This is a genomic window from Streptomyces cavernicola (genome assembly GCF_029968035.1).
Lineage (GTDB): Bacteria > Actinomycetota > Actinomycetes > Streptomycetales > Streptomycetaceae > Streptomyces > Streptomyces cavernicola.
The window spans coordinates 205,230-221,268 of the sequence record NZ_JASCIQ010000001.1 but is presented as its reverse complement, the minus strand read 5'-3'; the positions used below and the strand labels follow the sequence as shown (position 1 = coordinate 221,268).

General features: G+C 73.2%; 11 protein-coding genes. 9 read left to right on the top strand and 2 right to left on the bottom strand.

The window, feature by feature from the left end:
- Positions 1 to 70: 70 nt before the first annotated feature.
- Both QIS96_RS00920 and QIS96_RS00915 read right to left on the bottom strand, forming a co-directional pair.
- Positions 71 to 1,708 carry an amidohydrolase gene (locus QIS96_RS00920; protein WP_282540357.1) on the bottom strand — a complete coding sequence of 546 codons (1,638 nt, stop codon included), beginning with the start codon at positions 1,706 to 1,708 and terminating at the stop codon, positions 71 to 73.
- Positions 1,709 to 1,757: 49 nt separating this feature from the next.
- Positions 1,758 to 3,311, bottom strand: a complete 1,554-nt coding sequence (locus QIS96_RS00915; RefSeq protein ID WP_282540356.1) for an APC family permease — start codon at positions 3,309 to 3,311, stop codon at positions 1,758 to 1,760.
- A gap of 192 nt (positions 3,312 to 3,503) precedes the next feature.
- Here QIS96_RS00915 and QIS96_RS00910 point away from each other — a divergent pair, with 192 nt between their 5' ends.
- The 9 genes from QIS96_RS00910 to QIS96_RS00870 all read left to right on the top strand — a co-directional run bounded on the left by QIS96_RS00910 (position 3,504) and on the right by QIS96_RS00870 (position 16,038).
- Entirely contained in the window at positions 3,504 to 4,106 is a 603-nt protein-coding gene (locus QIS96_RS00910; protein ID WP_282540355.1) for a TetR/AcrR family transcriptional regulator, read from the top strand.
- A 187-nt stretch (positions 4,107 to 4,293) separates the two neighbouring features.
- Positions 4,294 to 5,814 (top strand): 3' terminal RNA ribose 2'-O-methyltransferase Hen1, encoded by a 1,521-nt coding sequence (locus QIS96_RS00905; RefSeq protein WP_282540354.1) that lies wholly within the window; start codon positions 4,294 to 4,296, stop codon positions 5,812 to 5,814.
- A complete protein-coding gene (locus tag QIS96_RS00900; RefSeq protein ID WP_282540353.1) occupies positions 5,811 to 8,375 on the top strand; it encodes a polynucleotide kinase-phosphatase in 2,565 nt (854 codons plus the stop codon). Before QIS96_RS00905 ends, QIS96_RS00900 begins: the two co-directional genes overlap by 4 nt.
- Before the next feature lie 152 nt (positions 8,376 to 8,527).
- Positions 8,528 to 8,950 carry a hypothetical protein gene (locus QIS96_RS00895; protein WP_282540352.1) on the top strand — a complete coding sequence of 141 codons (423 nt, stop codon included), beginning with the start codon at positions 8,528 to 8,530 and terminating at the stop codon, positions 8,948 to 8,950.
- An 84-nt stretch (positions 8,951 to 9,034) separates the two neighbouring features.
- A complete protein-coding gene (secD, locus tag QIS96_RS00890) occupies positions 9,035 to 11,383 on the top strand; it encodes a protein translocase subunit SecD (protein WP_282540351.1) in 2,349 nt (782 codons plus the stop codon).
- Positions 11,384 to 11,526: 143 nt separating this feature from the next.
- Entirely contained in the window at positions 11,527 to 11,868 is a 342-nt protein-coding gene (locus QIS96_RS00885; protein WP_282540350.1) for a hypothetical protein, read from the top strand.
- A 168-nt stretch (positions 11,869 to 12,036) separates the two neighbouring features.
- Complete coding sequence (locus QIS96_RS00880) at positions 12,037 to 13,269, top strand: arginine deiminase (RefSeq protein WP_282540349.1); 1,233 nt, start codon at positions 12,037 to 12,039, stop codon at positions 13,267 to 13,269.
- Between the two features lie 121 nt (positions 13,270 to 13,390).
- Positions 13,391 to 14,389 carry an ornithine carbamoyltransferase gene (gene argF, locus QIS96_RS00875; protein ID WP_282540348.1) on the top strand — a complete coding sequence of 333 codons (999 nt, stop codon included), beginning with the start codon at positions 13,391 to 13,393 and terminating at the stop codon, positions 14,387 to 14,389.
- 140 nt (positions 14,390 to 14,529) lie between these two features.
- Positions 14,530 to 16,038 carry a PucR family transcriptional regulator gene (locus QIS96_RS00870; protein ID WP_282540347.1) on the top strand — a complete coding sequence of 503 codons (1,509 nt, stop codon included), beginning with the start codon at positions 14,530 to 14,532 and terminating at the stop codon, positions 16,036 to 16,038.
- The last annotated feature ends 1 nt before the right edge of the window (position 16,039 follow it).

Sequence of the window (16,039 nt, the reverse complement as noted above, 5' to 3'; positions counted from 1 at the left end):
GCAGCTGCGCGACGCATAGTCGGCCGGAGCGTGGTTGGGCCCCCATCGTGGGTTCCCGCCCCCGAGCCGCTCAGCCGCGGTGTACGACCCTGCCGCCCGTCATCGTCAACGCGGCCGGGGCCTCGGCCAGTTCGTCGGCGGGCGCGTCCACCGGGTCGACGGTGAAGGCCGTGAGGTCGGCCCGGAACCCTGGTGCGATCCGGCCCACGACGTCCTGCTCGCCGGCCGCGCGCGCGGCGTGCGATGTGTACCCCTCCAGGGCCATCAGGCCTGTGAGTGCCTGCTCGGCGGTGACCGGGGCCACCTCAGGGCGGCCGGGGAGCCGGCGGAGCCGGGCGGTGGCGAGGACCTCGCGCGGGTCGTAGTGCGCGATCGGCCAGTCCGAGCCGAGGACCAGGGTCGCCCCGGCGTCCCGCAGGTCGCGGCAGCGCCAGGCCCGCCCGGCGCGCTCCTCGCCGACCCGCTTCGACCACTCGTCGGTGTGGTCGGCGCGGGTGTACGCGGTGTGCGTGGGCTGCATCGACGCGGCCACGCCGAGCTGCGCGAACCGCTCCAACTGGCCGGTGGGCACGGTCTCGATGTGCTCGATCCGGTGCAGCGACCGTGCCTGAGGGTCCGTCAACTGCTCGACGGTGTCCAGGACATGGCGTACGGCCGCGTCCCCGATGGCGTGCGTCGCGGTGCGCACCCCGGCCTTCGCGAGGCGGTGCACGGCGGCCGTGTACGCGGCCGGGTCGGGCCAGAATGCCTCCGTGCCCTGGCCGTGGCAGTCGGCGTGCTCCAGCCAGGCCGTGCCGCCCTCGACGGTGCCGTCCATGAAGAACTTCACGCCGCCGACCCGCCAGTGCAGGCCCCGCTCGCGCTGCAGTGCGACCAGGTGGTCGAGGCCCGCCGTGTCCGTGCCCGGCATGCACCACGGGGCGATCCGCAGCCGCACCGGCAGCGGGCCCGCCTCCTCCTCGCAGCCCGCGAGCAGGTCGAGCACGCCGACGCCCTGCAGGTCCATGACGTGCGCGCCGGTCAGGCCGGTCGACGCCATGTCCTGCAGCAGCTTCAGGAGCCGGGCCCGGCGCACGGAGGCGTCCTCGGCCGGCAGGACCGGCTGCATCAGGTCCATCGCGGCGGGCTCGACCAGATGCCCGGTGGGCCGCCGCTCCGCGTCGCACACCACCTGCGCCCGCTGGGCGAACTCCCGCGGCCCGTCGATCCCGGCGGCCGCGAGGGCGGGCCCGCTGGCGAGCGCCGAGTGCCCGTCGTAGAGCCGCAGGAAGGCCGGTACGCCGCCGAGTGCCGGGTCGATCAGGGTGTGGTGGACGGGGCGGCCGCCGAAGGTGTTGTGGTCCAGGCCGTAGCCGATGACCCACTCGCCGGGCGCGGCCGCGCGGGCGGCGTCGGCGAGGGCGGCGCGCAGTGCGTCCAGGTCGCGGCAGCCGGACAGGTCGAGGCCCGTGGCCATCTCCAGGCCGAGGACGGGGTGGCTGTGCCCGTCGACGAGTCCGGGGGTGAGCGTGGCGCCGCCCAGGTCGACGACCTCGGTGTGCGCGCCGCGCCAGTCCCGTACGTCCGCGTCGCTCCCGACGGCGGCGATCCGGCCGTCCTTGACCGCGACGGCGGTGGCGTGCGGCCGCGCGGGGTCGAGGGTGCGGACGCGGGCGCCGGTCAGGACGGTGTCGGCGGCGGGAAGCGGGCGGGCGGTCGACTGGGACACGGAGAGGGTTCCTTGCGTCGGGGGGGTGCGGTGCTACGAGAGGCGCGAGTCAGCTGGTGGGGACGGGTGCGCGGGTCGGCTCGTCGGGCTGCTCCGGCTCCTTCGGCTCCGCCGCGAAGCCCGCGTACACCTCCGGTCGCGTACGGCGGATACGGAAGGCGGCGACGACGCCCAGGGCGAAGGCGGCCGGGGCGGTGAGGACGAGCAGGGTGTTGGTGGTGAACCCGGCCGCCGTCATCAGGTCGATCTTGGCGATGACCAGCCACAGCGCCCCGGCCATCAGGACGGTCGCGGCGATCGGGACGACCGCGGTGCGCCAGCGGCCCTCGTCGTGCGGGATGCGGCGGAAGAAGCAGAAGACGGCGACGGCGGTGATCGCCTGCAGCGCCAACAGGCCGATCATTCCCGGGGTGTTCATCCACAGCAGCAGCTGCTGGTACGGGTCGGCGTCGGCGGCGACGAAGCCCGCGACGATCACCAGGGCGAGGACGCTCTGCGCGATCCCGGCGACGTGCGGCGAGCGGTGCTTGGGGTGGACCCGGCCGAGCGCGGGCGGAAGCACGCCCTCCTGCGCGAGGGAGAGCGCGTACCGGTTGATCGCGTTGTGGAAGGCGAGTTGCGAGGCGATGATGCTGGTCACGATGAAGAGGTGCATGAGCGCGGCCGCCCAGTCGCCGACGTAGTGCGAGGTGGCGGTGAAGAACAGGCCGAGCGGATCGTCGGCGACCGCCCGCAGGACGCGGGAGCTGCCGAAGGCCTGGATGACGATCCACACGGTGAACGCGTAGAACAGGCCCAGGAAGGCGACGGCGATATAGGTGGCGCGGGGGATCGTCCGGCCGGGGTCGCGGGCCTCGCGCCGGTAGATCGCCGTCGACTCGAAGCCGGTGAACGCGGCGAAGGCGAAGGCGAGCACGGCCCCGGTGCCGGGCACGAGCACGTTGGACGGCGCGAACGAGTCCAGGGCCAGGCCCTCCGCGCCGCCGTCGAGCAGCACCCCGCCCGCGAGCAGGACGAGGATGCCGGTCTCCGCGAGCAGCAGCACGCCGAGGACCTTCGCGCCGAACTCGATGCTGCGGTAGCCGAGGAACCAGATCACGCCCACGCCCGCGAACGCGATCACCGGCCACGGCACGTCCACGCCCCACAGCGCCTTCAGGGCGTCCTGCGTGCCGGTGGCGAGCAGCCCGTACACGCCGATCTGCATGCCGTTGTACGCGAGCAGCGCGAGCGTGGCCGCGCCGAAGCCGGCCGGGCGGCCGAGGCCGCGGCTGATGAACGCGTAGAAGCCGCCGCCGTGCCGCACGTGCCGGGTCATCGTGGTGAAGCCGACCGCGAAGAGCGCGAGTGTCGCGCCGGCCAGGAGGTAGCCGACGGGCGCACCGAGCCCGCCGACGCCGATGGCGAGCGGGGCGACCCCGGCCATCACGGTCAGCGGCGCGGCGGCCGAGACGACGAAGAACGCGATGTCGGCGACGCCGAGGCGGGCCCGGCGCAGGCCGGGGGAGGCGTCCTGTCGAGCGGGTCGGGGTGCGGTTGCGGCGGCGTGCTGCGGCACGACGCCCGCTGGCGCCCCCTTGCGGGGTGCGGACTCTACGTCCATGACGCGCGGCCCTTCGTCGGGAGAGCGGGAGCTCAGGTTCGGGAGAGCGGGATGCGGGGAGCGGGCGGCGGGCCGTGAGCGTGTGCAGGGGTGGGACGCCGGGCGGAACCGCCGAAACCTAAACCGTTTCGGTTTAGGCAATGTAGAGGGCGGCCGTACGATTCGGGAAGACCTCGCGACGGGAGAAAACACATGGGGCGGCCGCGGAAGGCCCTGCTCGACCGGGCGCGCATCGGTGCGACGGCCCTCCAACTCATCGACGAGAAGGGCGACTTCACCGTCCCGGAGGTGGCCCGCAGGCTCGGTGTGCAGACGGCGTCGGTGTATCACCACGTGGACGGCCGGGCCGGGGTCGTCGAGCTGGTCCGCGAGCGGGTGGTCGACAAGCTCGACCCCGCCACCCTCGACCTGCGCCCCTGGGACACCGCCCTGGAGGCCTGGGCTCGCGCATACCGGGCGGCCTTCGCCGCCCACCCGCGGGCCATCTCCATCCTGATGACGTCGCCGGTGCGCGCGCCGCGCGTGATCGGGCAGTACGAGCAGGTCGCCGGGCTCCTCGTGGACGCGGGCTTCGCCGAGGACGACGTCATGCCGATCATCACCGGGCTCGACAACCTCGTCCTCGGCTCGGCCCTGGACATGTCGGCGCCCGAGGTGATGTGGGTCGTCGAGGACGAGTCGGCCGCCCCGCGCCTGGCCTCCGCCCAGAAGGCCACGGGCCCGGCCCGCGCCGACCGCGCCTTCGACCTGACGCTCGCGGGGTTCCTCGCGCACTGCCGGGGGCTCGCGCCTTAGCGGTCATGTCTCAGCGGTCATGTCTCAGCGGTCATGTCTCAGGGGGGGGCATGCCTCAGGGTTCGAGGGGGAGGCGGAGGGGCCCGAAAACCCCTGCCTCCTCGGTTGATCTTCCGGGTACCTTGAGGGCGTTCGCAGCTGTGTTCGCACCCGCGTGCGCAGCTCAGACCGTGTTTCGAGGCCCACCGTGTTCCTGACGATCACCACCACCGGCACCCCCGACCGCCCCGCCACCGACCTCGGGTTCCTGCTCCACAAGCATCCGGAGAAGGCGCAGGCGTTCTCCACCTCGCACGGGCGGGCGCACGTCTTCTACCCGGAGGCGAGCGCGGAGCGCTGCACGGCGGCGCTGCTCCTGGAGGTGGACCCCGTGGCGCTGGTGCGGCGCGGCAAGGGCAAGGGGCGCGGCGGCGCGCCGGACGCGGCACTCGCGCAGTACGTCAACGACCGGCCGTACGCCGCCTCCTCGCTGCTCGCCGTCGCCCTGAGCGCCGTGTTCAAGAGCGCCCTCAACCGGTCCTGCGCGGCCCGGCCCGAGCTCGTCGACCGGTCGCTGCCGCTGCGCGTCGAGGTGCCGGTGCTGCCCGCGCGCGGCGGCGCCGCACTCGTGCAGAAGCTGTTCGGCCCGCTCGGCTGGACGGTCACCGCCGAACCGGTCGCCCTCGACGAGCAGTTCCCGGAGTGGGGCGACTCGCGGTACGTACGGCTCGTACTCGAAGGGGAGGCCCAACTCGCCGAGGCGCTGCGGCAGTTGTACGTGCTGCTGCCCGTGCTCGACGACACCAAGCACTACTGGGTCGCGCCCGACGAGGTCGACAAGCTCCTTCGCGTCGGCGAGGGCTGGCTCGCCGACCACCCCGAGCAGCGGCTCATCGTCGACCGCTACCTCGCGGGCCGCCGCTCCCTGGCCCGGGAGGCGAACGAGCGGCTCGAACTGGCCCGGCTCGCCGACGCCGACGACGTGGCCGTCGAGGAGCTCGACAACGCCGTCGACGAGGACGCCGACACCGAGGAGAAGCCCGTGCCGCTCGCCGTGCAGCGGCGCGACGCGATCCTCGCCGCGCTGCACGCCTCCGGGGCGCACCGCGTGCTCGACCTCGGCTGCGGCCAGGGCCAGTTGGTGCAGGCGCTCCTCAAGGACGTGACGTTCACCGAGGTCGTCGGCGTCGACGTGTCGATGCGGGCCCTGACCGTCGCCTCCCGTCGGCTCGGCCTGGAGCGCATGGGCGAGCGGCAGGCCGCGCGCGTCACGCTCCTGCAGGGCTCGCTCGCGTACACCGACAAGCGGCTCAAGGGGTACGACGCGGCCGTGCTCAGCGAGGTCATCGAGCACGTCGACCTGGAGCGGCTGCCCGCGGTCGAGTACGCCGTGTTCGGCTCGGCGCGGCCCGGCGCCGTCCTCGTGACCACGCCGAACGTCGAGTACAACGTCCGCTGGGAGACCCTGCCTGCCGGGCACACCCGGCACGGCGACCACCGCTTCGAGTGGAACCGCGAGGAGTTCCGCGCCTGGGCGCACGCCGTCGCCGAACGGCACGGCTACGACGTGGAGTTCACGCCCGTCGGCCCCGACGACCCGGAGGTCGGGCCGCCCACGCAGATGGCCGTCTTCACCCTCCGTACGAGCAACGAGAACAGCAACGAGAGCGGCAACGAGAACAGCACCGCCAACAGCACCGCGAACCCGAAGGGAGCGAAGGCCGCATGAGCACTGTGTCCGACTCCGCCGCCGCGGCCGCCGCCGCGTCCCGTGAACTGGCCGTCACCGACCTGTCCCTGGTCGTCCTCGTGGGCGCGTCCGGCTCCGGCAAGTCCTCCTTCGCGCGCCGGCACTTCAAGCCCACCGAGGTCATCTCCAGCGACTTCTGCCGCGGCCTCGTCTCCGACGACGAGAACGACCAGGGCGCCAGCCGGGACGCCTTCGACGTCCTGCACTACATCGCGGGCAAGCGGCTCGCCGCCGGCCGGCTCACCGTCGTGGACGCCACCAACGTGCAGCAGGAGAGCCGTAAGCAGCTCGTCCAGCTGGCTCGGCAGCACGACGTCCTGCCCATCGCGATCGTCCTCGACGTGCCCGAGGAGGTCTGCGCGCAGCGCAACGCCGCGCGCGCCGACCGGGCCGACATGCCGCGCCGCGTGGTGCAGCGCCACACCCGTGAACTCCGGCGCTCGCTCAAGCACTTGGAGCGCGAGGGCTTCCGCAAGGTGCACGTGCTGCGCGGTGTCGACGAGGTCGAGAACGCCGTGATCCGCCTGGAAAAGCGGTACAACGACCTCAGCCACCTCACCGGCCCCTTCGACATCATCGGCGACATCCACGGCTGCCGCTCCGAGCTCGACACCCTGCTCGGCAAGCTCGGCTATGTGGACGGCGCGCACCCCGAGGGCCGTACGGCCGTGTTCGTCGGCGACCTCGTGGACCGCGGGCCGGACAGTCCGGGCGTCCTGCGCCGCGTCATGTCGATGGTGAAGTCCGGCAACGCGCTGTGCGTGCCCGGCAACCACGAGAACAAGTTCGGCCGCCATCTGAAGGGCCGCAACGTCCAGCACACCCACGGCCTCGCCGAGACGATCGCGCAGATGGACGCCGAGAGCGAGGAATTCCGCGCGGAGGTGCGGGAGTTCATCGACGGCCTGGTCAGCCACTACGTCCTCGACGAGGGCAAGCTCGTCGTCTGCCACGCCGGCCTGCCCGAGAAGTACCACGGCCGCACTTCGGGCCGCGTCCGCTCGCACGCCCTGTACGGCGACACCACCGGCGAGACCGACGAGTTCGGCCTGCCCGTGCGCTACCCGTGGGCCGAGGAGTACCGGGGCCGCGCGGCTGTGGTGTACGGCCACACCCCGGTGCCCAACGCCACCTGGCTGAACAACACCATCTGCCTCGACACCGGTGTGGTGTTCGGCGGCAAGATGACCGCGCTGCGCTGGCCGGAGCGCGAACTCGTCGACGTACCGGCCGAGCAGGTCTGGTACGAACCGGCCAAGCCGCTCGCGACGGAAGCGCCCGGCGGGCACGAGGGGCGCCCCCTCGACCTGGCCGATGTGTACGGCCGCCGCAGCGTGGAGACCAGGACGGTCGGCCGGGTCACGGTGCGCGAGGAGAACGCGGCCGCGGCCCTGGAGGTCATGAGCCGCTTCGCGGTCGACCCGCGGCTGCTTCCGTACCTGCCGCCGACCATGGCGCCGACGGCCACCTCGCGGGTGGACGGCTACCTGGAGCACCCGGCGGAGGCGTTCGCGCAGTACGCGGCGGACGGCGTGGAGCGGGTCGTGTGCGAGGAGAAGCACATGGGCTCGCGGGCCGTCGCCCTGGTGTGCCGGGACGAGGAGGCCGCGCGGGAGCGCTTCGGCGTCGAGGGCGTCACCGGCTCCCTCTGCACCCGCACCGGCCGGCCGTTCTTCGACGACCACGCGGTCACCGAGGAGGTCCTGCGCCGGGTCCGCGCGGCCGTGTCGGAGGCGGGCCTCTGGGCCGAACTCGACACCAACTGGCTCCTGTTGGACGCCGAGCTGCTGCCCTGGTCGCTCAAGGCCGGCGGCCTGCTGCGCAGCCAGTACGCGGCGGTGGGCGCGGCCGCCGGGGCGGTGTTCCCGGGCGCGCTCGCCGCGCTCGAAGCGGCCTCGGCGCGCGGCGTCGACACCGGCGACCTGCTGGAACGGCAGCGCGAGCGGGCCGCCGACGCGGAGGCGTTCACGCAGGCCTACCGCCGCTACTGCTGGAGCACCGAGGGCCTGGACGGCGTGCGGCTCGCCCCGTTCCAGATCCTCGCCGTGCAGGGCCGCAGCCTGGCGGGCCTCGGCCACGACGAGCAACTCGCCTACCTGGACCGCATGGTGGAGCACGACACCGCCGGCCTGCTGCAGACCACCCGACGCCTCTACGTGGACACCGGCGACCCGGCGTCCGTGCAGGCGGGCGTCGACTGGTGGCTGGAGATGACCGGGCGCGGCGGCGAGGGCATGGTCGTCAAGCCGGCCCGCGCCCTCGCCCGCGACGGCAAGGGCCGCCTCGTCCAGCCCGGGATCAAGTGCCGCGGCCGCGAGTACCTGCGGATCATCTACGGCCCCGAGTACACCCGCCCGGACAACCTGGAGCGCCTGCGCAGCCGCTCCCTCGGCCACAAGCGGTCCCTGGCGATCCGCGAGTACGGGCTCGGCCTGGAGGCCCTGGACCGGCTCGCGGACGGCGAGCCGCTGTGGCGCGTGCACGAGGCGGTCTTCGCGGTCCTCGCACTCGAATCGGAGCCGGTGGACCCGCGGTTGTAGCGGGTGCCCGAGGCTGTGGCGGATGCCCTGGCGGGGGCCGTGGCGGGGGCTTCGTTCACTCGTTCGTGTGGGTCCGGGGGCGGCGGGAACGCCTCCGGGCCCGGCCGCGTTGTGAGGGGAGATCGACGGGACCCGGGAGGGGGAGGGCAGACGTGCGTGACCAGTACGTGCGGGTGACGGCGCAGCGCCGTCCCCTCACCACCGCCCTCTCCGCCCTCCTCGCGGCCGTCGCGTTCCTGCTGCTGCCCACGTCCAGCGTGGCGGCCGAGGTCCAGTCGCATCGCGCGGGCGGCGCGACCCAGTTCACGCACGGCTCGGCCGGGGTGCAGTTCGGCCACGGCGGCAAGAGCGGCGCGCACGCGTCGTACGGACAGATCGGCTCGCACCCGGAGACCACACCCCCGCCCCCGTTCTTCTCGGCAGGCGCCGGTGAGGCGGCGGGGCGCAGGGCGCACGGCGGGCCGCGGGCGCGCACCGGCGGGGACGGCCCGCCGAACGGCCGGGACCTCGCCGTGCCGCAGCCGCGCGGGCCGCCGAGCGGTCGGGAGAGACCTCAACTGCCGGTCGCCGCCTGACCGTTGCCGCCGAGGCGGTGCGGGTCAGGGCGCCGGTTCCGGCTGTCCGTGCCCGCTCATCGAGCACCCCTCCTCGGGAGAACCATGTCTCGCGCGCCCCTGTGGCGGGCGGTCGTCGCGCTCTGCGTGATCGCCGCCTCGCTCTTCTTCGCCCTCACCCAGTCCGCCCGCCTAGGCCTCGACCTGCGCGGCGGCACCCAGATCGTCCTCCAGACCGAGGACTCGCCCACGACCCGCGCCGACGCCGAGTCGACGCAGCGCGCCCTCGAAGTGCTGCGGCAGCGCGTCGACGCCCTGGGCGTGGCCGAGCCGAGCCTGACCCGCTCCGGCGACGACCGCATCATCGTCGAACTGCCCGGCGTCCAGGACCCGCGCGAGGCCGCCGAGGTCATCGGCCGCACCGCGCAGCTCACCGTGCACCCGGTGAGCGGAACCACCGGCACGAAGCCGAAGCCGCAGCCGGACGGCGCGGAGCAGCCCGCGGGCGAGCCCCGCACCCTTCCCGACCCCGATCAGAAGGGCGCGTATCTGCAGCTCGGCAAGGCCGCGCTGACCGGTGACGGTGTGCGGGACGCGGAGGCGGTCCTCGATCAGCAGAACATGGCCGGCTGGGTGGTGAACCTCAAGTTCCGCAAGGCGGCGGGCGAGGACTGGGCCCGCGTCACCGGGCAGGCGGCCTGCGCGCCGCAGGGCGATCCGCAGCGCCGCGTCGCCATCGTGCTCGACGGCCGGGTCATCTCGGCGCCCAGCGTCAACCCGGACGTGGCCTGCCGCGTCGGCATCACCGGCGGCAGCACCCAGATCACCGGCAGCTTCCAGCAGGCCGAGGCCGAAGAGCTCGCCGCGCTCGTCAAGGGCGGCGCCCTGCCGGTTCCCGTCGAGGTCGTCGAGCAGCGCACCGTCGGCCCGACGCTCGGCGCCGACGCCATCGCCGCGAGCGCCCAGGCCGCCCTCATCGGCCTCGCCCTCACCGGCCTGTTCATCGTCGTGGTCTACCGCCTGCTCGGCTTCCTCGCCACCCTCGCCCTCGCCCTCTACGGACTCATCTCGTACGCGGCGCTCGTCGCCCTCGGCGCGACGCTGACGCTGCCCGGACTCGCCGGGTTCGTGCTGGCCGTCGGCATGGCGGTGGACGCCAACGTCCTGGTGTTCGAGCGGGCCCGCGAGGAGTATCTGGGGGCTCGCGCGAAGAGTTCCGTCGGCCGTCTCGACAAGCCGCTGACCACCGGGTTCGCGAAGGCGTGGAGCGCGGTCGTCGACTCCAACGTGACGACGCTGCTCGCCGCGGGGCTGCTGTTCTTCTTCGCCGTCGGCCCGGTCAAGGGCTTCGGCGTGACGCTCTCCATCGGTGTGCTCGCCTCCATGGTCTCGGCTCTCGTCATCACGCGCGTCCTGGCCGACTTCGCGGTCTCCCGCGGCTTCGTCCGCAAACGGCCCGCGCTCACCGGGATCACGTCCACGGGCCGGGTGCGGGCCTGGCTCGCCAAACGGGACCCGCGCCTGGTGCACCACCGGCGGCGCTGGCTCGGCGCCAGTGCCCTGCTCGTCACCGTCGCGATCGCGGGCATCGCGCTGCGCGGCCTCGACTTCGGCGTGGAGTTCACCGGGGGCCGCCTCGTCGAGTACAGCACCAGCAAGCCCGTGCCGGTGGACACCGCGCGTGAGGCCGTCGCGGACGCCGGGTTCCCGCGCGCCGTCGTCCAGGAGTCGGGCGACGGCGACATCTCGGTGCGCACGGAACGCCTCAGCAACGACCAGCAGCACACCATCAAGGAGGCCCTGGAGCGTCCCGGCGGCGAAGTGACCGTGGAGCGGGACGAGTTGATCGGCCCGAGCCTCGGCGACGAGCTGCGGCAGAAGGCCCTGATCGCGCTCGGCGTGGCCGTCGCGGCCCAACTCCTGTACCTCAGCGTGCGGTTCCGCTGGACCTTCGCGGCGGCCGCGGTCGCGGCGATGGTGCACGACGTGCTGCTCGTGGTGGGCCTGTTCGCGTGGCTGGGCAAGCCGGTGGACAGCGTGTTCCTCGCGGCCCTGCTCACGGTGATCGGCTACTCCGTCAACGACACCGTGGTGGTCTTCGACCGGGTGCGCGAGGGGCGCCGCCGAGATCCGCGCACGACCCTGGTCGACACCGCCAACACGGCCGTGGTGCAGACTCTGCCGCGCACCGTGAACACCGGCATGGGCGCGCTGTTCGTCCTCGCCGCGCTCGCGGTCCTCGGCGGCGACTCGCTCGCGGACTTCTCCGTCGCCCTGATCGCGGGCGTCCTCGTCGGCATGGCCTCGACGGTCGGTACGGCGGTGCCGCTCGCGGTGAGCCTGGAACAGCGGTGGCCCGCCGAGCCGAAGCGCCCCGCGCGCCCCGGCAAGGACCGGCGACGGGCGGGCGGCCCGCTGGAGGCCCGCAGAAAGAACTCGGGCGCGGTGGTCTGAGCCGGCCCGCCCGCCCACCGAGCCGGCCCGGCACCGGCCCGCCCGCTGTTTCGGGGAGCACCGAAAGAGCTGGGCGGGCCCGCGGGCCGGCGGCCATCGTCCGTACAGCGGTCAGCGACGAGAAGGCCGAGAAGGGGGAACGCATGAGGCACGCAGTGGCACGCGCGGCAGCGGTCGCACTCCTGGTGACGGGAGGCATCGGCTCGGTCGCCGCCCCGCAGTACGACTCCGACGGTGATGGCGACCGCCTCACGGCCGGGGGCGAGCACGAACGGGGCGTAGTCCCGGCCGGGGACAGCAGCGGCGCACCCACCGCCGGGCTCGCCCCTCTGGGCGGGAACGCCGACGGGGACGGCGAGTTGGACACGGCGGTGCTCGATGCGTCGGTGCTCGATGCGGCGGTGCTCGACACGGACGAGGACGGGACGATCGACGCCCGCACGCGCGAGGCGGCTGAAGACGGCGACGGTTACATGGACGAGTAACCCCAGAGCTCGGCCACCGCCCACCGCCACCGCGCACCCGCCCCTACGCCGCAGTCGCCGACGAACAGGTCGGGCAGGCCAGGCCCTTGAACCACAAGGGCCTGGCAGGCACCCGGCAACGGCCGGTTTCGGCGGGTGAAGCGGGCGGCGGCGGGCCAGGATAGGCGCATGGGATTCCATGTCGATTCCGAGACCGGGCGGCTGCGCCGCGTCATCCTGCACCGGCCCGATCTGGAGCTGAAGCGCCTCACGCCGAGCAACAAGGACGCCCTGCTCTTCGACGACGTGCTGTGGGTGCGGCGCGCCCGCCAGGAGCACGACGGCTTCGCGGACGTGCTGCGCGAACGCGGCGTCGAGGTGCACCTCTTCGGCGATCTGCTGCGCGAGACCCTGGAGGTGCCGGCCGCCAAGTCCCTCGTACTGGACCGGGTCTTCGAGGAGAAGGAGTACGGGCCGCTGGCCACCGACCCGCTGCGGGAGGCCTTCGAGGCGATGCCGCTCGGCGACCTGGAGGAGGCGCTGATCGGTGGGATGACGAAGCGGGAGTTCCTGGAGCGGAACCCGGAGCCGACGTCGGTGCGGTTCCACGCCATGGACCTCGACGACTTCCTCCTGAAGCCGCTGCCCAACCACCTGTTCACCCGGGACACCTCCGCATGGATCTACGACGGGGTGTCGATCAACGCGATGCGCTGGCCGGCGCGGCAGCGCGAGACCGTGCACTTCGAGGCGATCTACCGGCACCACCCGCTGTTCACGAGCCCCGAGGCCGGGGCGTTCCACCACTGGTCGGAGGGGCAGAGCGACTACCCGTCGACGATCGAGGGCGGGGACGTCCTGGTCATCGGGCGGGGCGCGGTGCTGATCGGGATGAGCGAGCGGACCACGCCGCAGGCCGTCGAGATGCTCGCGCACAAGCTGTTCGCGGCGGGCAGCGCCACCACGATCGTGGCCCTGGACATGCCGAAGCGGCGGGCGTTCATGCACCTGGACACGGTGATGACGATGGTCGACGGGGACACGTTCACGCAGTACGCCGGGCTCGGCATGCTCCGCTCGTACACCATCGAAGCGGGCCACGGGGAACGGGAGTTGAAGGTCACCGACCATCCGCCGGAGCACATGCACCACGCCATCGCGGCGGCCCTCGGCCTCGACGGCATCCGGGTCCTCACCGCCGTGCAGGACGTGCACGCGGCCGAGCGGGAGCAGTGGGACGACGGCTGCAACGTGCTCGCGGTCGAGCCGGGCGTGGTCGTGGCGTACGAGCGGAACGCGACCACCAACACGCATCTGCGCAAGGAGGGCATCGAGGTCATCGAGATCCGCGGCAGTGAACTGGGCCGGGGGCGGGGCGGTCCGCGCTGCATGAGCTGCCCGGTGGAGCGGGACGCGGTGTAGAGGGACGCATCAGCAGGGCTTACGCATAAGCAAGGGTGGGGCTGAATAATAATTCTGAGCATCGTATAGACTTCCAGAAATTGATCAGTCGTACTCCGCCCTCGACCCGTCAGGAGCGCCCATGGCCCCCGTACTCACCGGCCGCCCCTTCCTCAAGGAGCTGGACTTCACCGCCGAGGAGTTCCGCGGCCTGATCGAGCTCGCGGCGGAGCTGAAGGCGGCCAAGAAGGCCGGGACCGAGGAGCAGCGGCTCAAGGGCAGGAACATCGCCCTGATCTTCGAGAAGACCTCGACCCGTACGCGCTGCGCGTTCGAGGTCGCCGCCGCCGACCAGGGCGCGTCCACGACGTACCTCGACCCCTCCGGCTCGCAGATCGGGCACAAGGAGTCGGTCCGGGACACCGCGCGCGTCCTGGGCCGGATGTTCGACGGCATCGAGTACCGCGGCGACGCCCAGTCCTCCGTCGAGGAGCTCGCCGAGTTCTCCGGCGTGCCGGTGTGGAACGGCCTCACCGACGAGTGGCACCCCACGCAGATGCTCGCCGACGTCCTCACGATGACCGAGCACAGCAGCAAGCCGGTCGACGGCCTGACCTTCGCCTACCTCGGCGACGCCCGCTTCAACATGGGCAACTCGTACCTGGTCACCGGCGCCCTGCTCGGCATGGACGTACGGATCGTCGCGCCCGAGGCGTACTGGCCGTCCGCCGAGATCGTCGAGCAGGCCAAGCGCCTCGCCGAGCAGAGCGGCGCGAAGATCACGCTCACCGAGGACGTCGCGGAGGGCGTGCGCGGGGCCGACTTCGTCGCCACCGACGTCTGGGTCTCCATGGGCGAGCCCAAGAGCGTCTGGGACGAGCGGATCAAGGCCCTCGGCCCGTACGCGGTCACGATGGACGTGCTGCGCGCCACCGGCAACGCGGACGTGAAGTTCCTGCACTGCCTGCCGGCCTTCCACGACCTGGGCACCAAGGTCGGCCAGGACATCTACGCGAGCCACGGCCTGACCGCCCTCGAAGTGACCGACGAGGTCTTCGAGTCGGAGCACTCGATCGTCTTCGACGAGGCGGAGAACCGGCTGCACACCATCAAGGCCGTGATGGTGGCGACGCTGGGCTAGGTCCGGCCGTTCGGGTTGGGCCGGATCAGGTCGGATCTGGTCGACGGTGCCGCTCGGTCGAGCAGAGCGGGGCGTGGTGCGTGCCAGGCCCCGCGCACCCGGCAAGAGCCGAACGACGGGCCCTGGTGCAGAATCGGTGCGTGCCCGTCTCCGTGCCAGATCTGCTCGCCGAGCCCGCCCTGCGGCTCCGCGCCCTGAACAGCCACTGCCATGACGCGGACCGGCGGATCGCCTGGGTCTCCACGACGGAGCTGCCCGACCCGCTGCCGTTCCTGCGCGGTGACGAGCTCGTGATGACGACCGGCATGCTGGAGCGGGACGAGCCCCAGTGGGCCCGGCTCATCGAACGGCTCGCGGAGCTGCCCGTGGCCGCGCTGTGCTTCGGCACCGGTCTCGTGCACCAGGAAGTGCCGCCCGTCGTCGTCGAGGCCGCGGACCGGGCCGGTCTGGCCCTCGTCGGCTCACCGGTCGAAGTGCCCTTCGCGCAGATCAGCCGCTGGGTCGCCGACCGGATCTTCGCCGAGCGGTACGACGCGGTGCGGTCGGCCGCCACCCTGCAGGACCGGCTGGTCCGGGAGCTGCTCTCCGGCGGCGGGCTGCGCGGGCTGCTGCGGCAGCTGCACCGGCAGGCGGGCGCCGGACCGGTCGCCGTGGTCGAGCCGGGCGGCCGCGTCCTGGCACGGCACCCCGCCTCGTCCACCTGGCCCGAGGACGAGGCCGCCGGTACGGACGGCAGGGCGCCGCAGGCCGCGGGGGCGTCCGTGCCGATCACGGTGGACGGTGTGCCCGTCGCCGAGCTGCGCACCCAGCGCCCCACGCGGCGGCCGGACATCCTGTCGTTCGCCAGCAGCATCCTCGGCCTCGAAGTGGCCCGTCACCAGGCTGTGCTCACCGGGCGGCGGGAACTCCTCGGCCAGCTGCTCGAAGACGTCCTGCACCGTACGGTCTCCGACGGTGACGCCCGCCGTCGGCTCGTGGCGTACGGCCTTGCCGTGGAAGGGCAGCACGCGGTCGTGGTCGCACGGGTCGGCGGCGACCCCGCGCGGCTGCGCAGCTTGCCGTGGACGCTCCAGCCGCTCCTGGAGCGGGCCGGCGACCGGCTGCCCACCGCCCTGATCGAGGACACCGTGATGGTCGTCGTGCCGGACGGCGTCGACGCCGAGGGCGCCGCCCGTACCGTCGCCGACCACCTTCGCGTCGTCGACCCGCAGGTCCGGGTCGGCGTGGCGGAACCGCGCCGGGGCGTGACCGGGCTGCGGCTCGGCTACTTCGAGGCCCGCCAGGCGGCCCGGACCGGACCCGGCGTGCACCGGGCGGCGCCGCTCAGCATCGCCGGCCTGCTCCTGGGCAATCTGGACCTGCCGCTGCGGGAGTTGGGGCACTCCGTGCTCGCGCCGCTGCTGCGCCACGACGAGGCACACCGGGCCGCGCTCGTGCCCACTCTGCGGGCGTACCTCGCCCACGACTGCTCGCCCGGCGCGACCGCCGCCGAACTGACCCTCCACCGCAACAGCCTGCGCTACCGCCTTGGCCTGATCGAGCAGCTCACCGGCCGCGACCTCGACCGCCTGGCCGACCGGATGGAGCTGTGGCTGGCGCTCGCAGCACTGGAGGCGGACCCCGACGGCGCACCCGCCGACCCCGAGTAGG